The sequence below is a fragment of the Coleofasciculus sp. B1-GNL1-01 genome (assembly GCF_040220235.1).
In the GTDB taxonomy this organism is placed as follows: Bacteria; Cyanobacteriota; Cyanobacteriia; order Cyanobacteriales; family Coleofasciculaceae; genus Coleofasciculus.
The window spans coordinates 22,036-44,726 of sequence record NZ_JAVJTO010000009.1; the positions used below are offsets into that span (position 1 = coordinate 22,036).

The window sequence follows — 22,691 nt, forward strand, 5'->3', positions numbered from 1 at the left end:
AATGCCTTAAGAGACACAAACATTTACACGAGTGGATTATCTCTATGAATCGTGTTCCAGTAATCAGTGAAGAAGGAAAACCGATGGCGCCTACCAAGCCCTCCAGGGTCCCACGGTGGGTCAAGAAAGGTAAGGCAGTGGGAAAATGGTCAGACCTTGGCGTCTATTACGTCCAGCTCACCACACCACCATCGGCTGAGGACGTGCAACCCATTACCGTTGGAGTCGATCCGGGTAAGTCTTATTCTGGCGTCGGCAAGCAATTGGGTATGAACGGGTTAAAGCCGACATAGACTTTTCCCAACGCAAACGCGCCAAGTCGGGTAAAGGCTTTTCCCCGGTGATGACAGGTCAAAATTGGGCGATATCTCAGATGGAAAAAATTGCCCCTGTCTATATCCGCGAAGGTTGGCAAAAGGATGGTAATGGCACGTCTCAACTCCGAACCCAACTAGGGTTAGAGAAAGACAGGGTGAACAAGTCTGTAGCCAAACCAGAAACCCACGCGGTTGACGGGGTGACATTGGCTTGCGGATATTTCATTAAATATGTCCCGTTTACTGGTTCCAATTCCCATGGTTACACCCACAAGGGTAGCGTTACCGTAACTCCTTCCCCATTTAAGATCATCACCCGCCCCGGTGCGGTGAAGCGGGGAAAAGAGTACGGCTTTTTCCGCCGCCAGTTACACTTCGAGGTTCCAGATAAGTCCGGAATTAGAAAGCGTAAGGGTGGGACAATTACCCCATTTGGGATGAGAATCGGTGATTTGGTTAGAGCACAGAAAGCTGGAAAAGTCCATATTGGCTACGTCAGCGGATTTACCGACACCGAAAAGACCAAAAACATCTCTGTTTGCGACCACACCTGGAAGCGTATTGGGCAGTTTGCCCCAAGCAAGGTCGAGTTAATCAGGAGGGCTAATGGTTTGTGCATAGCTTAAAAAGTTGGACACCTCCATTCTTCCGGCGTCCCGCTATCCCTCCCCATCTTGCTAACGCGCTCAGATGGGGACTCCCACGAACACGTTGAGCTGAGTTTGGCTACATTAAACGTCAACAGCCAAACCTCAAGGGAGCATGTCATCCTTGAGTCTAGACCAAGCATTCCTAGAAACCGGGTTTCTCGTGAGGATGACAACTCTATATCAACCTTTGACACCCAGAAACCCGGTTTCTTGACCGATGTCCTAGATACACTCGGGTCACCCTTGACTCAATCCCCTGTTTCAGAACGTGCTTCTTCCTGGTTGAAAATCATGACTTGCCCAAAAATCTGGGTAAGTTGGCAATGAGTTGTTGCCAATGTAACAATTTAAACAACGCAGTTCCGTTATTCTGAAAATAAGGTTAAAAAATACAAATAACAGTTAAGAATTGCTACGAACTCATTCTGTTTAGATCACGATAAAGGTTTATGAAAAGCACAACTGTATCCGAATCCAACCAAATTTCCCCAGATAGTCCAGTTTGGGACAATCTCAAAGAAGCGATCGCAGCCAGTTCTGGATTTCAACGCTGGCAGATGGAGCATCCCGCTGCCCATCACCTTCAAGATCGCAGCTTGGAGCATCGGGTGCGTCGGTATTTGCGGGATACCCTAGAGACTCTGGCTTATTAAAAAATCTGAGGCAAACCCTCACTCAGGCGGGTAATCTGTTGCAGGATATCCGCTAAGCGATCGCCTTCAACATGAACATCGGCAGTTGGGTAGTTTTCCAGGATTTCGATCAGGGTGATTTGATTATCATTGAGCGCCGAGATCACTAAGGCAGATCGCAAAGACTGGCGATTTGCCCGGTTAGTCGGAGTATGAACCACCTCACTCACTCGATCAAGCATTACTTCTCCCACAGGAGTATTGAGAATCCGAGAAAGCATAATCCCATTAACTGAAATTGGTTGGGTTAAAGTCGTCCGTAGTTCTTCGGGTTGCTTCCCAGCCAAATCCAGATATGCTTGTAGAGAACGTGATAACTCACCTGTTTGGGTAAATGTCGAGAGTTCGGGAACCGATATCGTCTCTCGCAGAAAACGATATTTTAAGATGACGGATTCTGAGGCGTTAGCAGCCAAGCTATAAGACCAGATGCCAGCGACAATGATCCCACTATACAGAAAACGTCGTAAATTTGATAAGTAATTAAACATTTGAATGATGAATAGGGAACAATCAACAATCAACAATTCATAAATTACAATTCATAAATTAAGGTAATAAAGTGCCATCAGGCATAATGGCATAGCTAAGTTTAGCGTTATTGAGGATAGTATTATCCAAGTCTGCCTCTCTCAAGTCAGCACCACTCAAATCAGCAGCGGTCAAATTCGCATTACTTAAATCCGCCGCCCTTAGTTCAGCAAGGCTTAAATTGGCACCAACTAGATTAGTATTCGCTAGTTTAGCTAGACTTAATCCAGCGCCAGCTAAATTCGCACGAGTTAGATTTGCACCGATTAAGGCTGCCACAATCAGATTAGCTCCAGTTAACTTTGCATCTGTAAGATTGGCAGAAACCAGACTCGCACCACTCAGGTTGGCATACTCCAGATTGGCACGTCTTAAATCGGCGCGGATAAGATTAGCACCAGCCAGATTAGCACCCCTCAAATTGGTATTGCTCAACAGAGCATCCGACAATTGTACTCCACTCAAATCACACTCAACACAGCTACCTGTTTGTCGTAATTGTTCTAGGTGGGCTGGATTGAACGCTTGCACTGAGGGGTGTAGCCAGACAGAGGTAAACAGGATGAGAGGGGGAAAGACTTTAAATGTCATAGCATGACGTTTGACTTTTTGATGATGGCTAACGGTGAGAACTAAACCTGACGCTCTAGAATCTATGACTCCTATCACCTCAAGCTTAGACTATCATCACTAAAAATTAACGGTTTGCATCACCCGCCCTTTAATCAAAATCACAGATAGTGAGAAGATACTGGCAGTTTACAGGTCACAAGAGCGACAATCAGAGGAGTGGGTTATGCTAGAAAGACTACTGCTAGCGATCGCGGTTACATTCTCAGTATATCTATCGGTAGACGGTGGATTTGACAAAACACCGATCCCTTCAGTCTTACAACTTCCCACCTTTCCCGAACAAAATCTGAGTCCATGGCAATAAACAAACGCGATGACACTTAGCAGCGATTTATGGAAATCTAACCAAGACTTGGTACAGGAGTGTCTAGAACACCCTTTTGTCCAAGGTATTGCCACAGGGACACTGGAGCACCAGAAATTCGCCTACTATGTGGGTCAAGATGCTTTTTTCTTAGAAGCGTTTGCTCGCGCTTATAGTATAGCCGCCGCTAAATGTTCTGACTGGGAGGGATTTAACACCTTTCATACTCTTGCAGATGGCGTTCTCGAAGAACTACGCCTGCATCAGAATTACGCCACAGCCTGGGGAGTCAACTTGCAACAGATTGAACCCGCCATAGCCACACGCCGCTATACTGACTTCTTATTGGCAACAGCTTGGGGAGGTGAGATTGGTTTAATTACAGTAGCGATGACGCCCTGTATGCGCTTGTATGCCTTTTTGGGTCAAGAATTAGCCAAGGATGGCATTCCCGAACACACCTATACGGATTGGATTCGCACCTATAGTAATCCTGAGTTTGAGCAGTTAGCGCAGCAATTAGAGAGATTGACGGATCAATACACCCAACTCTCAGCCCCTGTCAAATCCAGCTACCGCTATGCTATGCTATGTGAACGAGACTTTTTCGATTCAGCGTGGCAAGCTGGTTCTTAATAGCTAAATAGGAACTAAGATAGCGTTTTGAAAAAAGTTATAAATCTCCCTCATTGCCAAAGTTAAAAAATAAATTCAGTTAGTTGATTAAGCTTATATTTTGTCGATTAATCCACTATTTTTAGATTTTTATCCCATGATGAATAGATTTCCTGATTTTATCATTGTTGGTGCGGGTAAATGTGGTACGACTTCATTACATAACTATCTCGCTCAACATCCTCAAATTTACATGTGTCAAAAAAAAGAAACATTCTTTTTTATTAATGAAAAAACGCGAGAAAAACACAAGCCCTGGGGAGCAGTGACTACTGTTGAAGACTATTGTTCCTTGTTTCAAGATGCACCCAAAGGTAGTGTAACTGGGGAAATCTCTACCAACTACTATGCCTATCCCGAATCAGCCCAATTGATTTACCAGCACATACCAACAGTTAAAATCATTGCTATATTGAGAGATCCCGCAGAACGAGCATTTTCGGCTTATCAAATGCATGTTCGCCAAGGAATTGAAAAGAGGAGTTTTGAACAAGTTATTTCGGAAGATAACAAATATGTAAAACGAGGATTTTATTTTTCGGAAATTATTCCTTATTTTAAAACATTTAATCGCCAGTCTATTAAAATTCTATTGTACGATGATTTATGCCAAAATTCTATTGCGTTTATGCAAGATTTGTTTAAATTTATTGAAGTAGATGATAATTTTATTCCAGACATGAGTAAAAAAGGAAGAAAGGGTGGACTACCTAAAAATCAATCTTTAAATCAGCTATTAACCAAACCTAATTTACTAAGGAGTTCTGTTGCGGCTGTTCTGAAATTAGCTATGCCACTACAGGTTCGGCAAAAAATTAGAGCAGTACTGATTAAGAAGAATACTTACAAAGCTAAGCTTTCTCCAGAAGCAAGAAGAAAGTTAATTGAAATTTATAAAGATGATATCCTTAAGCTTCAAGATTTACTTGAAAGGGATTTATCTAATTGGTTATCTATGCCAAATCAAGTCAAGGAATAGATGAATCTTGAATATATTCCTAATTGGTCTCAAAATAAATTTTAAAGCATTTTTTATATTATTTCTAGAGTTGATAATTTGCAACACTTTCCTAGAAGAATTATCAATTTTTAGAGTCCCTTTATGATAGTGTTCTTTAAAATCAAAGTTAAAAGTTGAATCTACATTGATAAAATCAAGTATTTCTTTAAAAAACTTTTGTTTTTCATGTACTATATCATCGTATAACAAAATCTTAATCTGCTCTCTATCAAATTTATCAAAATATTCTTTTAAGTTTTGATAATATAAACCAGGCTGGCGAAATTTTTCTTGAGCAGAAAAAATCGATAAAATAACTGAATCAAAATCTTTTATCTCTTTTAGAGTAAAATTTTTTTTACCAGCCCATAAAATATGAGAGTAGGCTCTTTCAGCAGGATTTCGCAATACAGCAATAATTTTTATATCAGGGAATAAATTTTTAATTCTAGTAGCAACTCCATCACCATGAAGATAAACACTAGAAACCTCACCTAAAGCTTTTTGAGTAGTAGCTCCTTCAAATTGAGCTAGATATTCTCCTGCATCTCCAAGTGAATTTATGTAAGGTTTACAACTCAAACGATCACTGCCTTTATTGGCTATTAAATATATGTCAGGATGCTGCTTAAGATAATTATGGATAGAGGTTGTTGCTGCTTTATGCGCCCCAACTACTATGAAAGTAGGAGATTTCATTGTCATTGTAACTAATTGCCTCTCTCGAATTTTTTAAGGTTTTCTATATTATTTATTTTACCTTTAAGCTTTTGCCATAGATTTTTTTGCGTTGGAGTTTGCAACGATTCATCATCAGGAATATCTTCACCAAGATAGCGATAATATTTCCAGATATCCCAATAGGGACAACCCGGTTGGATGCGAATCCCTGCCCAATGTAAATAGTCTAGGGGCTGATTGACATTTGGATCAATCAGGTGATGATCTTCAACCTGAAAATGTTTGCTACCCGCCCAACTTCCCGGCGCACCACCAGGGCGGCGCACGATATTAAATCGCTGGGAAACCTGCTTCAATATCATATAGTTAATGATAGGTTGATCTGATGTTTTTTGGGAAAAGTCAAAGTATTCTGGATGAGATGCACATTCGGTGAATGTTTGATAGAGTGTTTCCTCAGATATCGTATTTTTCTTGGCTCCCCAAAATCCGCCATTGAACATATCCTGAATATCATTTTCGCTAAATACATCGTCTTCTATGACTTTTGGTGTAAATACATTTTTTATGCCGCCGCTATGTTGATAGTCATAGCAAATAAAATCATACTTATCTAAATAGACTGTTGTTTCTATTATTTTATCAAAGACAACGATATCTGTATCAATATAAATAAATTTATCAAAAGCGCCAAACCAACAAGCTTGTTTGCGGAATTGATTGGGTCGAGCAAAAAATCCTTTGCCAAATATTTCGTATAACTGATTGGAGAGACGTTCAATAAAGTCTAAGTCTTGATAGAGTTCTACCTGATAGGAGTCTTTTAAGAGTTTAGCAATGGTTTGATAGTTATCATCATAAGGAATTAAGCAAATCGGCGTATCCGAATCATGCAACCGGATACTCTTGAGCAGCGCGATCGCCTGCTCGATTACTTTGTCATTTGCGGTAATATAAATGCCACGCTCTTTGTTCATTTTTTAGTTATGATAATAAGTAACTTTGGAGATTAAGATAATTTTAACTTCTTCAAGAGTCGCTGAGGCAAGCTGGGGGGTTGATTGTAAGGTTTGGGTTTAGTGGTAAATTGCGGCTTTTTATCCGGTTCATGAAGATAGCGATAGTGTAAAAACAAATCTCGATACGGAAAATCAATATTTTCGCCAGCACAGACTTTAGCAATTAATTTGGACGATACGCCAATGTAGTGCATATAGGTGAGTCGATTGCCTTTATCATACAGAATATGGTCATTTTCCTGAAAATGTGTTGAGGTTACACAACATCCGGTTCGTTGTTCTTTGGGTAACTCTAAAGCAAAGTTATAGATTGATAAATTCGGTCGCATCATCATGTAGTTGAGGAGAGTTTGATCCGGTGCCATGGGATAAAGAACTTCAGCCTCTCCTGCTTCAAGTTGATCAATGAGCCAGTTGCGCCGTTCTTGATCAAATAAACCTTGGTTTGAAGCATAAAAACCCGAACAAAAGATTTCTGTTTTCAGTCTTTCGGCGGGGAAGAGTTCAGTTAGCTTAGGCAAATCAATCGTGTATACATGAGTTAAGTCTTTGTGCTGAAAGTCATACACCACAAAGTCATTGTCTGGAAGTTTAGCCAAGATAAACTCGATGGGTGACATCAGCAACGTATCTGCATCCATGTACAAGAAGCGATCAAACGGTGCATCAAAAGCACAATAACGCCGATGGGTGCCAAATCGATGATAACCGCTACTGCCAACTTGACGCCAACGTTGCTGGGCGGTGGGATGACTATCCCAAGCCTTTTGTGCAAACTTATCCCAGCGCTGGATGGACTCAACATTATCATAGAGTTGGACGTTGGGACGACGGGCAATTTCAGCGGCAATTTTTGTCGTGTTGTCGTTGTAGGGATAGACACAGACAGGCATTTGTGAACCTTGAATTGCCTCAATACTGTTGAGTAAGGCAACCAGTTGGTCGTAAACTGGGTCACTGGCTAGGGTACAAATTCCGTCCATGGTGTTTAATCGAATTTAGCGACAAAATCAGATAACCAATTCAGAAGATTGAGTTTGTGTAGGATGATTTGTCTGGCTTGTGCGATCGCGTCCTTGGCTTCATACCAAGCATCCGGGGTTGAGGTTACTTCTTTAATATAAGCGATGCCCTGCTCATCTAAGCTAGGGAGTCGCAAAAAGCTGCCGGGTGGCAGTAATTTATCCGCCGCCGAACCGCCGTAGTAAATGGGTAAACACCAGGCTAGCAAAGCATCCCATAGTTTTTCGCTGACATACCAATCATTCCCAGCATAGTTTTCGATCGCTAAATTATAGTAGTACGGTGCCATGCCATGCCATTTGTTTTTCAGGGTACCCTTTGCCTGCGCCCAGTCGGGTAATCCACGCCCGTAGAGGTCAAATTCAAATCCACTATCTTGTAATGATTTTAAGAACGCTAAACGTCTACGATGTTCGGCGGTGCGATCAATTCCAGAGGTGATCCAACTACAAGCGTGTATTTTTTCCGGTGGTATCATTTCATTTAATTCTCGGAAGGAATTAGCGTGATACCAAATTGCGGGCATATAATCAGGCGTTGGGGCAAAATCATCGGGACCTGAAATGTAACCACAATAATTTTTCGCGGCTTCATAATTTGCCCGATTAGTTTGAACAACTTTTTCCAGGGGCGGTTCTCGTAATAAGTAGATTATCCGCTCTTTGGGAACGCCGCGTAACTGGGAGGCTACATCAGGTTTTGAACTCTTTTTTTGGCGTAAACGTTGCCACCATGGAAGTTTAGGGTGAGGTTTGGGAAACGAATACTGGTACATGAGCAGAAAATCTGGCTCAGGGGCTTGGGAAAGCATTTGAATGTTATCCCAGATTCCACAAGGGTTTGGCGTTTGTTGCCATAGCCAGTCCGCTTGATTAAGCCCTCGATAACTACTAATCATTCCGACAATTTTTCTGCCCATGTTTTTTTGTCAGTCTACCGTATCAGTCTTAGCATTTATTCTGCCAGTCAGCCAACTGCAACAATTGGGGAATAGATTTTATGGTTAAATCGGGCGGGCGCATGTCTGTGCGCCCCTACGGTTTCTGGGCTAAGGGTTAATTCATCTTGCTGAGATGGGCTACGCCACTACTACCTACTACCAAGGACTACCCACCAGAGTTAAAGCACTCCAGTAGTAAGGATGGGTAAAATCTTGGTCTGGCGTTTGGGCGAGTTCGGGGTTTAAGGGAATCTGTATATCCCCGGCGATTAACTGTTTGTCCTCTAATCGGACTTCACCGTTAAGCATCGCCAGTTGAGTTTGGCGCAAGGCTTCGGCTTTAATTGGCGCTTGTTGCAAATGGTCATAAAAGCTGGTCATGAATCCCAGAGTACCCGTATCGCTAACATACCAGAGACTGCCTAAGGCGGACTTGACCCCAGCTTGTATGGCTAAACCTGCAAACCCCAATTCGGCTTCTCTGTCTCCCAAAGCGGTACGACAAGCGCTGAGGATCAACAATTCTGTGGGGGGATTATTTAATCCGAGTTGACGCAATTGATCTAGTCTCAGCTTTTGGTTCCATAACTGGATATAGGAGTTAGAGGGTTGACCCGATTTAAACTCGCCGTGAGTGGCTAAGTGGACAATACCAAAGGGTTGGGATGAGCGGATTTCCTTGATATTCTCCAAGGTAAACTCTTGGTTGAGAAATGCTTTACCTTGCCACAAGGGACCTGCGATCGCAGATAATTCTAAGGGTACAGCAGGTAAGGGATTCAGATCCTCGAATGTCTCAGCCCCCATGGCGAGAACCCCAACATCGCGGATATCCACGTAACGAGTATCGGTTAGCGATAGACTGGGCATTAAGCCAACGCTATAACGTTCGATCAGAAATCCTTCACCATCATGGAGTGCGGCTACAGGCAAAGAACGCAATCCCTCATCCATGATGAAGGCAAGGTTATCAATCTCTTGGGTTTGTAGATTTTCTTCTAGGGGAGCAACAAGCCATTGATAAAGTTGTTGTCCTGGCGTGATATAGTCACGGGGAATCCTGACGTTGGTGACGTTGCGGCGAAATTCCTGAGCGACTTCTAAAACTTGTCCACGGGTTACTCCAGCGATGCGTCGCCGTATCGGGGGTTCCTCGGCGGAGATGATCAGCAGTTCTAATTGATCACTCTCTTGGGGGGTAATTGTAACATGGGGTCCGGAGCGATTGAGGTAGTTATCAAACGCCTCGGTATTATTTGTTTCTAATCCGATATAGTTGGTGTTTTTTGAGATTTCAGTTGGCGCAAAGCTGACATAAATGAGTGCGGGTTTTTCCCCTGTTGCTTGTTCAATTTCACTGAGAATTTGACGCGCTTCTGTCTCGCTTTTGATTGGGGTACTGACGCGATTGGATGCGATGGGTTGGACGACTGGGAAGGATTCGATCTTCTCTTCTACTTCATTTTGTAGCAGGATAGCCGTTAGACGTGCAGAAGATTCTAGTATTCCATCATCTGACATATCATCATCTGACATACCATCATCTGACGGTAACTCAACATTAACGCTAACCTGTTGCGGTTCAGAGAAGGAGACGCGATCGCTCCCTACAATAGTAAACGCTGCAATGTCGCCCGTCTCATCTATTGGCGGGGTATATACCAACACATCATCGACGGATAGTTCTGTTTCCGAAGTCACAGGTGTACCATCTTCTAGGGTCAGCGTTCCGGCAGTAATTTCGCTAATTTGGATTATGGTATTATCACCATTTTCATCTGCCACTTCTATATCTAAATCCGATAATGTAAATGTAATCGATTCATTTGTTTCTGTCGTTGGCAATAATACATCAGCAGTTAAACTCGGAGATTGATTGACAAACGTAATATTAATATTGCCCTGAGATGAGGTTATCGTTTCTGGTATCAGAGTACCTGGAGATGGAATTTCTTGATCGGGGAGAATTGTACTACTTTCACCCGCATTAATTCCACCTGCTGTTCCATTGATACTGGCATCTCCTACCGTAAATAACTCATTATCAATTCCACCATTATGAGTAATGTCTACTATACCCGACTCAGTATTTCCTTCGGTTTTAATCGTGATATCCGTTTCTGAAATTGTCCCCACACCCCTGACTAAACCATCGGGAATTCCATTGGCGGTGATGCTAACATTACCTCCGATTCCATCGGCTAAGTCAGAAAACGCTGAGGTGTCGATACTCTCAAATACAATGCTACTTCCCTCTAAGGTTACTGAATTACCTGTTGCCGTTCCGGTTTCATCTGAAGCGAAAGAAGATGCCGTTGTATCAATTGATCCTGTTTGAATAGCTTCAGTAGCATTGAAGTTGACTTCACCTCCAGTTGCAAAACTCGAAGTAACCACACCTGCACTACTAAAAGCCGAAGACAATGCAGAGGAATTGATAGTATTTGTATTTATAGAACCTGTTGCGGAATTTAGGCTCACTAATCCTCCAGTTGCAGAACCCGCCGTAGCCGAACCTTCAATAGCAAACGCTGAAGACGATGTTGAGGAGTCAATGATGCCTGTTACATCGATATCGCTTCCAGCCTCAATGGTTACTGAGCCACCTATACTATTAAGTTCGCCATCGCTGCTACCTGAGGTATTAATTCCGTCTGTTGTAATAGTGCCTGATGCGACTAACTCCACAGCACCCCCTTGGGAATTTTCGCTACTGAACCTTGCTGTATTAATGGAAGAGGAATTAATTTCACCCGTCTGAATATTTCCACCCGCTTCTAAGTTGACTGCTCCCCCTTCAGACCCGTAAAAATTATCACCCTCAAAAAATGAATTAATCGCAGCGGTAACAATATCGCCGTCGGAGGTTAAGTTAACCGCTCCACCTGTGGGAGAGCCAGAACCAGCCCACGTTGAACTCGAATTAATTTCTCCAGTTGTAATACCAGTCGGTGCATTTAGAGTAATTGCACCGCCATTGCTATCTGCAGAACTAGAATTTAGTGTTCCTCCTGTGCTGTCAATAAAACCACTGGAACTGGTCAGTTCAATCGTGCCACCCGCTGTGATTATATTATTATTAACCTCAATATTACCATTGGCTAACAAAAATACATTGAGTGGTTCACCACCCTCACCATCGGCACTAAAAATTTCAGCGTTGATGAAAATATCATTGGCAGCATCTAAGGTCAGGTTTCTCTCACTAAATGAAAAGCTAGAAAGGTCAGCGGCTAACGTAATATTACCTTCTTGATTTCCTGTGTCTCCTGTGGTAATTGTGACGCTGGTTCCTAAATCGAGAGCTGCTTCAATGTCAGCTACATTGATTATTGCACCATCCGCCGTTGGTGTGAACGTTCCATCAATAAATGTCCCGTCACTGGTATCCATATCCGTAATTGTGACATTACGTGGATCGAGTAACCAACTCCCAGGTAAACCATTAGCCGCACTCGCATCGACTGATCCACCAATGGATTCCAACAAGTTTTTCCCGGATGTTTCGACAAACCCACCATTACCGCTTTCTGGACCTCCTCGCGCTGTGATTGTCCCAGAAAAGCGGGTAAAATCATCTGACCAAATAATAACACGCCCGCCATTTCCATTCACTCTGGCATCGGCATTAATAGTTACTTGATTACCGACTACAGTTGTGTCAGCCGTCGGAATTGTACCTTGCCCTTTATACTCGCCGCCAACTCGGATTTCACCCCCACCTGTGTCACCCGAAACATTAATTTGGGCTTGATCGACTAAACCGACAACAGTTCCGAAAACGTCTACATTTCCACCCACTGAATCCGCAGAAGCATCCACTGTTCCCGATACAATTGCGGTTCCTGGTTGCTGAGGAATTACCGTACCTGCGGTAGTTTGTACTGTGTTATCTTCATTAACCGTTAAACCCGTTTCCTGATTACTTCCTGTGAGTAATTCCGGCAACATTAGGGGGGTGATGGCGTTAGGGTTATTGGTGGATACCTCCAAACTTAATACTTGTCCTGTTTGCGTCAGACGCAAACGGCTGGTTCCCGGAACTGCCGCAATGGTAATTGTGCCACCAGTCGCTTCCATTGTCCCTGTATTGATAACATTTCCCCCAACTAGGGAGAGTGTCTGCCCTTCGGATACAGCTAAATTACCTGCGTTAACAATACTTCCAGGCTGTGAGGTGGCAAACTCAAAGGCACTGGGATTACCGACAAGGTTGATATAATTAGTTGAACCTACAGCGTTAAACCAACCCCCATCAAAACCAATTCCTGTAGCTGTTGTTGCCGTAAAATCAGCCGGAACATTCAGACTAGCGTTAGCCCCAAATACAATCCCCGAAGGATTCATCAAAAACAAATTGGAGTTGCCACCTGTGACTTGAACTAAACCATTAATGATTGAAGGATATCCCCCATTGACCCGCCCTAGTATGTTTTGAATCGAGGGTTGAGAAATAAAGTTGGCAATTTGTTCGCTGTCTAATCCAAATTGACTAAAACTGTGGAACAGATTCGCCCCATCTCCCGATAATGTACCGCCTGCGATATCGATCTGATCGCCTATTGGTGTAACCTGAGTTCCTGTACCATCTGCTGATGGTGTAATTTGTGCCTGTGCTGGCATAAAATTTATAGCAGCTATGAGGGGAAGTGCCGCGAATGATACTATCTGTTTCAACACTTTGCGAATTGGACGGATACAGGCAGGTTTTGAGGATAAACCTGATCGGTTGATTGAACTGCGGCGTGCGATCGCCCAAGCCACAGCTTTACGGGCTTGCAGACGTTGCTCAATGGAGTGCTGATAACATATACTGTCTGAATGATTGCGATAATAATAGAGCGGTTTTTTCAGGTGGTATACGTCTGTTAGTTCAGAAAGTCGTAAGGATAGATCGTAGTCTTCAACATAGTAAAATAACTCATCAATTCCTCCCACTTTGTCATAGACGGAACGACGGATTAACCGGAAGTGAAAGGTCATGAATTTTTGTAACATTCCTTCTTTTGAGAAGGGAATACGACATCGACTGCCATAACCTGTCACGTTACCGCTTTTATTGATTACTTGGTAGTCGGTGTAAACCATTCCTACCTCTGGCTGAGTATCCAAAATCGCGGCGGTTTCCGCCAAGGCGGTAGGGGCTAATCTGTCATCGCTATCCACCCAACCAATATAAGAACCCGTGGTTTGGGCGATCGCACGTTTGAGGGAAATACCTCGTCCTTGATGTTCAGCCGCGACTACCCGGACTCGGGGATCGCGTTTAGCATAGTCTTGGGCAATCGTAACTGATTGATCCGTTGACCCATCATCCCACACAATTAACTCAAAATCCCCCCAGGTTTGTGCCAGTATGCTGTCAATGGCTGCACCGAGGTAATTTTCTCGGTTATAGGTGGTGATGACAAGAGAAATGGCGGTAGTCATAGCATCCTCCAGAAGGGTGGTTTTGGGGGCTTGAGGTGTGGGAGATCGGCTAGTGTGATCGCGGATTAGATCCTACTGTCTATCGTAGTCGAGGGATTTGCGATAGGCTAATTTCATAAAATAAGTTAACTATTATTGATGCTGTTCAAGTTTACCTCGATAAGGACACGACCATGCCGTGTCCCTACCTCTATTTAACAGGTCTTAAATCAGCGATATTTAACCTCAGATCTAACCCATTGCTTAAACCTTCACTTCATCAGCAAAACTCGCCCGACGGACAAAGTAAAATGGACCAGCAATAGATCCCCAAATATGTTCATCAGTTACGGGATCGCGCCCCCTGTCTAAACTGATAAACTGATTTTCGTCAATTTCAAACGTGCTATCTAGATAGGTTTCTTTACCTTTGCGAACAACCTTACAGGCTTTGCCCGGTTCAACGTGTCCTTTAAAGCTTTTCCCTGTCCATTCCACAATCATATTACAACCCGGAAGTTTATCTAGCTGATCAATGGTGAGAGTTTGTAGGCGGTTAAGATCCCGAGAGGCACCGTAAAATTTTTCGGGGTCTTTAACGGTGTAATTTTCAATTTCAATATGATCGCCAACTACCATTAATTTCAACACTCGTAAGCGGTAGGGGACATTCAGAAGATAGTCATAGGCTTGTTCGACAAAGAAACTGACGCCATCCAGGAGTGACGTGGGGAGGGGACGCATAAACACCCGGATATGGGCGTAAAAGGGCGGATTGTCGAAGGCTTGTTGTTGGTTACTAAAGTCAGCCGCCATCCAACGGGCTAATGTGGCAATGTCAGTTGAATGAGTCATTATACGGTGTTTTAATCGAGATATTGGATACGGATCAATCTTAATTGATTCTATTCCCAATAACAGAGGCATTCACGGCTTTATTGCTGTACCCTAAGAGAGTCGAGCGGTGAGCAAACCTCTGTGGATGCAATTCTAGAGCAAGCCAAAGATCTGAAACAAGCCCTAACCAACTTCGTACTGGAAGCAGACGGAGAGTTAGCCGTCGCCTTGGAAAGCTATGCGGCGGATGAGTTGACGCGAGAACCCTACGATATCAACCAGCGCAACTTGGTGATTGATACCTTCTTAACTGAGGGTGAGGTGGATAATCAGACACCATTGGATCTGTTCCTAGAACACCATCCCAATTTAACACCCAGCGATCGCACGTTGTTAAACCGCTGGCGAGATAGCTTTATTGGCTTGTTTGAACTCACCCACATCCTCCCCGATGGCTTTGAACTGAAAAATTGGCTAACCGATAAGCATTACACCGTAAAACCCACTCATCCCACGACCATAGACCAGATGCGGCGGTTTAAAGTGGGGGAAATCTTACTCACTCGCCTCGCCCCCGTCACCGATACCTACTGGATGATTTTTAGTCCCATCCTTGCCAAAGGGCGCTTAAGTCAGCCGAAGCTAGCCGTAGCGATTGGGGAATTCAAGAATAACTACAAAAATGCTCTTTACCGTGATGCGCCGGAACTGTTAGAACAGGCTTGGGACTCTGTAGCGACTTATCATCAAGCATTTGTAGACTTCTTTGGACGCGATCGCGTTACCCTCCCTGGATACCAGCTTAATCAAAAATTGGCTCAACTGCGGGATAAAATGACCCAGGAACGTCTGGCGGCGGCTGGGATTGATCCGTCGAAATCCCTGAAAGACATAATTCAAGATTCGGGTACGGATGAGGAGGACGTTAAATCAGCGGCGGTAGAAGCAGGCGCAGACGCTACAGCAGTAACCAATATGTTGGATAATGCCGCCACATCCCCGATGATGATACCTAATGTGGATTTACCGGACGATATCCGCAACGCTGAACAGGTGACTGTTTTTTCTCATCCCCGTTGGGGTCAGATGTTTCTTCCCAGTTACTCTAAGTTTCAAGAGATGCTAGAGTCAGAAGACTGGCAAACGTATCCCAATGCTGAACAACGAGTCCACAAATACTTAAATGATCCTCAGATTAACCTGTTTATCTGGCAACAGCTAGCCCAGGAGTATCCGACTCAACTGGAGACGGTATTACAAACAGTGTTAGATCGTCCAGATTTTAATCTCCAGCAGGATTTAGAACCCACACTTCACCAGGAGTTTCATAAACCCCTAGAACCGGAACTCCCAGAAATTGCTAGCGTTCCCCTGCATTTGCACAATCTGTTTGAGTCGGCTGTGGCTGAGGTTCACAAATCCAAGTCTAAAGGTAAGCGTAAAAAGAAAGCCGCCAAAGGCTTCCAATAATCCTTTGGATAGGTTAGGATAGGGCAAATTATCTACTAATATCTCTATCGATGGATAGAAAAATCATTCGCCTTTGCCTATTGATCGTGAGTTGTAGTGCGGTGGGACTTGTTGTGGGAGGTACTGCCGCTCAAGCCGAACTGAATCAGTGTTTAGGTGTTGCGACACCGACCGATGAGTGCTTGTTGCAAGATCCCATGGTTAAAACGGTCGAAGGAATGGGAATGGGTTTATTAGCAGGTGTTGGTGCTTCTGTTGGCGCAGTCTGGCAGATTTGGCAGAATAAGTCAGTCGGTGGGGACAATTAACGTTAATGGTTATTTGTCATTTGTCATTTGTCATTCGTAAGGGTTGAGGGGTAACAACTGCATAATTTCCATGCACATCAGTTTATTCGTGCAGTGTGTCTTTTCCTCCTACGCCTATAAAACAGGCAAAAAGCAGATAAGCTGTCATGCATTTAAATTGGGCATTAGTAGCGAGCAAGATGCTCGCACTACAAGGCTTTCGCCATTATTGACATTAAGGTTTAAATGCCGAACAGCTTATTAACCTTACAGTCTTCTGCCTTCTGCCTTTTGCCTTCTGCCTTTTGCCTTCTATCTTATTTTTTGATTAGGCGGATTTCTGAGTAAGTAAACCCCAGATAAAGATTAACAGCAAGGCACCGAGAACGGCAAAGATAATACTGCCAATACTGAGAGCGCCTGAAGCGGCGGCGGCGGCTCCGGACGAGCCTAATAAGAGTTTACCTAGAAACCCTCCGACTAAAGCACCGAGAATCCCTAAGCCAATGGTGGCAAAGATTCCACCGCCTTGGTGTCCGGGATAAATGAGTTTTGCGATCGCGCCTGCAATTAGACCTAATACGAGCCAAGCGATAATATTCATAGAATTTTCTCCGTAGTGTTTGTTTATTGATGTTTATGTCACGATTATGTTCAGGATATCAATTCACCGTAACGCTTCGCGTCTACCCAATTAGATAAATTCAATCTGCCTAAATTAGTAGAGACGTAGCATGCTACGTCTCTACACTCAAATTAATTCGGGGGACTCAAACCCCAACCGCTATTGGTTTAAATTTCCCTATACTTAGGATTTATACCAAGTTGCATTCAAAACTTTCCCTCCCCCTGCTTCCCCTGCTTCCCCTGCTTTTCCTATCTACTATGTTTGAGCGCAACTCGGTATTAGTGGGGGCGCTTGCGTTTTAATCCGACCCAACCTAAGGAACTAAACATTAACAAACCGAGTATAGAACTGGGTTCCGGTACGCTTTCAACTTCAAAGACACTCACGGTACCACTGGTTTCATTAGCAGTAACCACCAAGGGATTACCATTAGGACTCTCGTTAGCGGCAATAAACAGCAACCCTTCTAGCCCCAAATCACCGACGGCGGCTAGCTGTTCGGCTGTCGGATCAGGGTCTCCCTCATCATCTAAATTAAAATCAACGGAGAAGTCGCGGTTGTTGACATAATCCAGGAAGAAGGGGTTAAACGGATCAGTAATGTCATAACTGATAATGCCACCAATGCGTTCTAAACCAATAAAGGCAATAGTGCGACCAAAGAGTTCAGCAATCGTCACTGCTTGAGGTTCAGGTCCCTTATCATCACTGCGATCATCAAATAGGTTGATTTCGTCGTCAGAGTTGAAGAACTCTGGGAAAAACTCGGCTGTGATTTGTTCAAACGCATCACCACTGTCAAAGATAAGTTCGCCGTCTGTATCAAAAATCGAGAATGAACGTCCACCAAAGGTATACAGTTCCTCGAATTCTTCATCGTCGTCTGTGTTACCTAGGGTAGTGGTGACTTTTAAACGACCCAGATTTTCATCCTTTTGTAATTCTGCGGCGTTGGGGAACGCTTGGGGGTCAAGCAGTAAGTCGCCTACCCTCGCCTCTTCACTAAAAAACTCAAAGTCGCGGCTGTCGCCTTCATTGGCAGTAACCAGATAGGTCTCACCATCTACCATATAGGAGGCAATCCCGTCGGGTTGGTACATCCCGAACAGGTTGTTGTAATTGGTGATGTTGATTTTACCGTCTTCGTCGCTGGCGTCTAAGGCATTCCCTGGCACGCTATAATCTTTGAAACCTAACCCGATCACTTTTTCGACCTGACCACTGGCAATATCCACCACCGCGATCGCATTATTTTCTTGCAGGGTGACATAAGCTTTTTGGGAATCCTGGGACACTGTAACAAATTCCGGTTCCAGGTTTTGAGAGGGGTTATCCTTGTTAGGTCCAAACAGGCGAACGTTGGCTGGGATGGAAACACCATCAAAGTTAGCTGTGGTTACATTAAACGTTGCCAAATCAATAATACTGACCGAACCCTGGGGATCTTCTGAGTAATCATCACTCAACTCCCCCTCGTTAGCCACAATAATCTTGGTGCCATCTGGGGTAAAGGTGAGTGAGTCCGGGACTGAACCCACGGAAACGGGGTCATGTAGGGGATTCCCTTCTGAGTCAAAAAACAACACAAAACCGGGATTTTGCGGTATCTCATTGGTAACAGAGACAGCAAATATACCATTGCTATAGCTGACGCTGTTAGGTGACCCAAATTCAGAAACGTTGATGGGGTCGAACAACGACGACGGATTCGTCGGATTGCTAATATCAAGGATATTAATTTGCTGTTGACCGGAACTGGTCACGAACAACCGTTGAGTGATCGGATCATACGCCGTTTGTTCGGCGGTGCTGTCGGCAAACATACCTGTCGAGAATGAACCGATGGGTGTCAGGTTGAGATTAATCGCGGCGGCTGGTGTCGCCACCATACCGAGTAAAACGGCTGACTGTAGGGTTGACTGAACTATACTCGGCATTCGATGAATGAGTGAATTGTGACGCCTAGACATGGGTGATGAATCTCCTGATTCGGATAGAGTCGATAGCGATACGTAAGAGGGTGGGTATAATTAACCCCAAGAAGTTACGTTGTGTAAAGCAACATTGCCGCTGATTTGGGTAAGAATGGCTGATGTTTTTACATTCCTTAATATATTTAACCTAAATGCACACCGTTTGTTTGCCAGGGACAGAACGACCAATGCACAATTCCTACCCAGCGCTACAGAGCAATTTGTTTACAAAAATTAACTTGAAAAGTCGAGTCACACTACCTAGTTATGCACTCCTTATTTAGCATGGTCTTACACCAATAAAGAAGGGTTCTGGCACAAGTTCATCAACTCTTTAACAAAAACCCGGAAAAACTTCACGGAAACTTTATGAACAAATTTGTCAAAATTTGATATGTATCCAGCAAACCGACAAAATAATCTTAAAGACAAAGAGGTATCCCATACCTGGAAACTGGAGACGCCTTTCGAGTCTAAACAGAACAGATAAGAAAAGCTGAGGCGAAACAACTGCACGGTTATCAACGATAATTTGTGATTATTGAGAGTTTAAACAAATGTTGCCAAAATTTTTGAAAGAGGTTGTCCTGCTGGGCTTGTTCACCACCCTCGTAAGTTGTGGTTCTACCGAAGAGGACAGCTTATCACAAACGCCAACATCGACGCCAACCCCTCAATCCACCGCGACTGGAACCCTTGTCCTTGCCGACGTTAACAAAAATGCCGCTGCCAAGCTAGAGAATTTCCAGCCCATGGCGGATTACCTAGCCGCCCGCTTAGAAAAATTTGACATTGGTGTGGGTGAGGTGAAAGTTGCCCCCGACTTAGATACAATGGCAAGCTTGCTCAAAGAAGGCAAAGTCGATATCTATGTGGACAGTCCCTACCCCGCCATGATAGTAAGTGATAAATCGGGAGCCGAACCCATTCTGCGCCGCTGGAAGGATGGCAAGGGTGAATATTATGGGGTGATCTTTACCTTGGCAGAAAGCGAGATTGACTCCTTAGCGGATCTCAAGGGAAAAATGCTCGCCTTTGAGGAACCCGTCTCCACCTCCGGCTATTTTTTACCCCTGAATACCCTGCTGGACGCCGATTTGAAGATGGTCGAAAAAGGCTCACAAAATGAAGCCGTCGCCGCCGATGAGGTGGGATATGTTTACAGTAATGATGATGAAAATACGATCCAATGGGTACTCAGTGGCGAAGTCGCAGCAGGCGCGGCGGATTACTCATTCCTAGAAGAAATCCCCGAAGAAAGCCGCCAAGCGCTGAAAATTCTGGCTGAAACCCAGAAAATCGCTCGTCATCTGGTGATTGTCAGACCCGGTATGGACCCGGAATTGGTACAACAGATTAAGACGGTGTTAATGGAAATGGATCAGACACCTGAAGGGAAAGAGGTACTCACCACCTTTGAGGAAACCGCCAAGTTTGACGAGTTTCCCGTTGAAACCAGTCTCGATAAAATGCGCCAGTTGTATGAACAGGTGGAGAAAAAATAAAGTGCAGATGCTCTGGTAAATAATAAGTTGCCCAGATGGACCAGCCAGGAAGCAACCGTTATCGAAATAAGGGGAGGAAGATAAGTGGAATGGCTAGATTCAACCCAAAAAAAGGTTCACTAGCCACCAAAATAACGTTGGCGATGACCACGTTAGTGATTGTGGCGGTCGCCTGCGTTACCATGCTATCCCTACACCGTCAGCAAGAAACCTTTCGCGATGAATTAGAACAGCAGGCTGACCTATTGCTGGATACCTTAGTCGTCGCCACCCAAGATTCGCTCTACTTTCTCGATGTGTCTTATATGAAGGAACTCATGGAAGAGTTGGGCAAGGATCAGGTATTAGTGGCAGGTCAGATTTATGACAAAGATGGACGGGTGCTAGCAGATGCCTATAGCCGCAATGTTTTAGCGTATGGAGTCAAACCTGATCCCTTAGGTCAAGAACTGGTGGAAAGTAACGAAACAGTGTTTAAATGGCAGTCTGACCAACTCCTTGCGGGTAAAGCCGTCGTTTTGGGGCGTCAGCGGCTTGGGGCAGTTAGTGTCGGGCTTTCCACAGCCCCGCTGAAGGCAAAGATGGCGGCGGTACGAAATGAAGGGATTGCCATGGGACTGGCAGCGGCGATGGTGGGTACGCTGGTAGCACTACTGCTGAGCCGTTCCATTACCGAACCCTTAAAGCAGATGACCGCCGCCACCCAACATCTGGCAAAAGGGGATCTGAGTCAGAAGATTGCGATTGACAGCAGTGACGAATTGGCAGTTTTAGCGAGTGCCTTTAACAGCATGACCGACCAACTGCGAAACCTAATCGAAAGTTTGGAACAGCAGACTGAAGATTTGCGACACAGTGAAGCCAAAAATCGTGCCTTGTTACATGCAATTCCCGATTTAATGTTTCGGTTTAGCCAAGATGGAATCTTTCTGGATTTTAAAGCACCAAGAGGAGACTCCTACCTACAATCATCTGAAACCTGGGTTGGTCAACCTGTCTCTGAGGTTTTACCGACAGAGGTGGCGACATTATGCTTAGAGTATGTCGAGCGAACGTTAAAGACTCAAGATATCCAAATTTTTGAGTATGAGTTGTTTGTGGAGGAACAGCGCCGAAATTTTGAAGCCCGCTTGGTGGTCAGTGGTGAACAAGAAGTTTTAGCGATTGTTCGGGATATTACAGACGCAAAATTAGCCCAAGTTGAATTGCAACAGGCAAAAGAAGAAGCAGAAGCGGCTAATCGAGCGAAGAGTGCCTTTCTTGCTAGTATGAGTCATGAATTAAGAACCCCCCTGAATGGTATCCTCGGCTTAAGTGAGTTACTCCGGGAGGATGCCGAGGATTTAGGGTATACCGATTTTGTCCCGGATCTCCAGCAGATTTACGACTCTGGACTCCATCTTTTGAATCTGATTACCGATATTCTGGACATTTCTAAAATTGAAGCCGGGAAGATGAGCCTCTATCTGGAAAGCTTCGATATCTCGACTTTAATTGTTGAAGTTCAGAAGACGGTACAACCCCTAATCAAGAAAAAGACGAATACCCTAGAGGTTCATGGCGCGGCGTCCCTTGGCACAATGTATGCTGACCGAACTAAGGTTAAGCAGTTGCTATTAAACCTAATTAGCAACTCCGCCAAATTCACGGAGAATGGCACGATTGTACTGAGTGTTACTCGTGAAAGTGAAAATGAGGGAAATGGTAACTCGAAACGGGACGCTAAAATGCTACTGGTGAATGGGGAATTGTCTGTGGTTTCATCGGCAACCCTCGATAGTGCTTCAATGCCTGATGCTGGGCATGACGACCCAACCTCGGATCGGGTTATTTTTTCGGTCTCCGATACGGGTATCGGTATGAGTCCAGAACAGGCAGCCAAGATATTTCAGCCGTTTGTCCAAGCGGATAATTCGACTACGAAAAAGTACGGGGGTACGGGTCTAGGATTGGCGATTTGCCAACGTTTCTGTGAGATGATGGGCGGTAATATTCAGGTGGAAAGTGAGGTTGGTGTTGGCTCAACGTTTAGTTTTTACCTACCAGCTAAAGTCAAAGATCCGAAGCCGGAAAAAGTCTCTTCATCACGTTAATTCGGTGGATAAAATTACAGTTAA

General features: G+C 44.2%; 18 protein-coding genes and 1 pseudogene. 9 read left to right on the forward strand and 10 right to left on the reverse strand.

Translation table 11 applies throughout. The features are described 5' to 3' along the window. The first annotated feature begins 44 nt into the window (after positions 1-44). Both RID53_RS01905 and RID53_RS01910 read left to right on the forward strand, forming a co-directional pair. Positions 45-943 (forward strand): annotated as a pseudogene (locus RID53_RS01905) (RRXRR domain-containing protein). A 473-nt stretch (positions 944-1,416) separates the two neighbouring features. Beyond that, positions 1,417-1,620: a hypothetical protein gene (locus RID53_RS01910; protein ID WP_446352016.1), complete on the forward strand. Its 204-nt coding sequence runs from the start codon at positions 1,417-1,419 to the stop codon at positions 1,618-1,620. Here the strand turns inward: RID53_RS01910 and RID53_RS01915 are convergent. After that, entirely contained in the window at positions 1,617-2,150 is a 534-nt protein-coding gene (locus tag RID53_RS01915) for an alpha/beta hydrolase (protein WP_446386508.1), read from the reverse strand. The genes RID53_RS01910 and RID53_RS01915 overlap by 4 nt on opposite strands. Positions 2,151-2,208: 58 nt before the next feature. Then, on the reverse strand, positions 2,209-2,781 hold the full coding sequence (locus RID53_RS01920) for a pentapeptide repeat-containing protein (protein WP_446386509.1): 573 nt from the start codon (positions 2,779-2,781) through the stop codon (positions 2,209-2,211). A gap of 205 nt (positions 2,782-2,986) precedes the next feature. Between RID53_RS01920 and RID53_RS01925 the strand changes: the two genes are divergently transcribed. The 3 genes from RID53_RS01925 (at position 2,987) to RID53_RS01935 (ending at position 4,781) form a co-directional block, all read left to right on the forward strand. Beyond that, the gene (locus tag RID53_RS01925; protein WP_446345504.1) at positions 2,987-3,127 is read left to right on the forward strand and encodes a hypothetical protein; all 141 of its coding nucleotides are present in this window, start codon (positions 2,987-2,989) and stop codon (positions 3,125-3,127) included. A 9-nt stretch (positions 3,128-3,136) separates the two neighbouring features. Beyond that, positions 3,137-3,763 carry a TenA family protein gene (locus RID53_RS01930; RefSeq protein WP_446386510.1) on the forward strand — a complete coding sequence of 209 codons (627 nt, stop codon included), beginning with the start codon at positions 3,137-3,139 and terminating at the stop codon, positions 3,761-3,763. Between the two features lie 136 nt (positions 3,764-3,899). Beyond that, the gene (locus RID53_RS01935; protein ID WP_446386511.1) at positions 3,900-4,781 is read left to right on the forward strand and encodes a sulfotransferase family protein; all 882 of its coding nucleotides are present in this window, start codon (positions 3,900-3,902) and stop codon (positions 4,779-4,781) included. Here RID53_RS01935 and RID53_RS01940 read toward each other — a convergent pair. The 6 genes from RID53_RS01940 to RID53_RS01965 form a co-directional block, all read right to left on the reverse strand. Continuing rightward, on the reverse strand, positions 4,752-5,501 hold the full coding sequence (locus RID53_RS01940; protein WP_446386512.1) for a sulfotransferase: 750 nt from the start codon (positions 5,499-5,501) through the stop codon (positions 4,752-4,754). The genes RID53_RS01935 and RID53_RS01940 overlap by 30 nt on opposite strands. A gap of 11 nt (positions 5,502-5,512) precedes the next feature. Further along, positions 5,513-6,460, reverse strand: coding sequence for an Npun_R2821/Npun_R2822 family protein (locus tag RID53_RS01945; protein ID WP_446386513.1), 948 nt, complete (start codon positions 6,458-6,460; stop codon positions 5,513-5,515). Positions 6,461-6,492: 32 nt separating this feature from the next. Continuing rightward, positions 6,493-7,485, reverse strand: a complete 993-nt coding sequence (locus tag RID53_RS01950) for an Npun_R2821/Npun_R2822 family protein (protein ID WP_446386514.1) — start codon at positions 7,483-7,485, stop codon at positions 6,493-6,495. Positions 7,486-7,490: 5 nt separating this feature from the next. Continuing rightward, positions 7,491-8,444, reverse strand: a complete 954-nt coding sequence (locus RID53_RS01955; RefSeq protein WP_446386515.1) for a glycosyltransferase family 10 domain-containing protein — start codon at positions 8,442-8,444, stop codon at positions 7,491-7,493. A 177-nt stretch (positions 8,445-8,621) separates the two neighbouring features. Further along, positions 8,622-13,895, reverse strand: a complete 5,274-nt coding sequence (locus tag RID53_RS01960) for a CHAT domain-containing protein (RefSeq protein WP_446386516.1) — start codon at positions 13,893-13,895, stop codon at positions 8,622-8,624. A gap of 243 nt (positions 13,896-14,138) precedes the next feature. Then, entirely contained in the window at positions 14,139-14,729 is a 591-nt protein-coding gene (locus tag RID53_RS01965; RefSeq protein ID WP_446386517.1) for a CpcT/CpeT family chromophore lyase, read from the reverse strand. A gap of 123 nt (positions 14,730-14,852) precedes the next feature. On the opposite strand from RID53_RS01965, the gene RID53_RS01970 reads away from it, so the two are divergent. Both RID53_RS01970 and RID53_RS01975 read left to right on the forward strand, forming a co-directional pair. After that, complete coding sequence (locus RID53_RS01970) at positions 14,853-16,181, forward strand: hypothetical protein (protein ID WP_446386518.1); 1,329 nt, start codon at positions 14,853-14,855, stop codon at positions 16,179-16,181. A 50-nt stretch (positions 16,182-16,231) separates the two neighbouring features. Further along, positions 16,232-16,489, forward strand: a complete 258-nt coding sequence (locus RID53_RS01975; protein ID WP_446386519.1) for a hypothetical protein — start codon at positions 16,232-16,234, stop codon at positions 16,487-16,489. Between the two features lie 307 nt (positions 16,490-16,796). Here RID53_RS01975 and RID53_RS01980 read toward each other — a convergent pair whose 3' ends face one another. After that, on the reverse strand, positions 16,797-17,072 hold the full coding sequence (locus RID53_RS01980; protein ID WP_446386520.1) for a GlsB/YeaQ/YmgE family stress response membrane protein: 276 nt from the start codon (positions 17,070-17,072) through the stop codon (positions 16,797-16,799). Between the two features lie 302 nt (positions 17,073-17,374). Further along, positions 17,375-19,066, reverse strand: a complete 1,692-nt coding sequence (locus RID53_RS01985) for a choice-of-anchor I family protein (RefSeq protein ID WP_446386521.1) — start codon at positions 19,064-19,066, stop codon at positions 17,375-17,377. A 560-nt stretch (positions 19,067-19,626) separates the two neighbouring features. On the opposite strand from RID53_RS01985, the gene RID53_RS01990 reads away from it, so the two are divergent. Both RID53_RS01990 and RID53_RS01995 read left to right on the forward strand, forming a co-directional pair. After that, complete coding sequence (locus tag RID53_RS01990; protein ID WP_446386522.1) at positions 19,627-20,574, forward strand: phosphate/phosphite/phosphonate ABC transporter substrate-binding protein; 948 nt, start codon at positions 19,627-19,629, stop codon at positions 20,572-20,574. An 89-nt stretch (positions 20,575-20,663) separates the two neighbouring features. Then, positions 20,664-22,667 carry an ATP-binding protein gene (locus tag RID53_RS01995; protein ID WP_446386523.1) on the forward strand — a complete coding sequence of 668 codons (2,004 nt, stop codon included), beginning with the start codon at positions 20,664-20,666 and terminating at the stop codon, positions 22,665-22,667. The last annotated feature ends 24 nt before the right edge of the window (positions 22,668-22,691 follow it).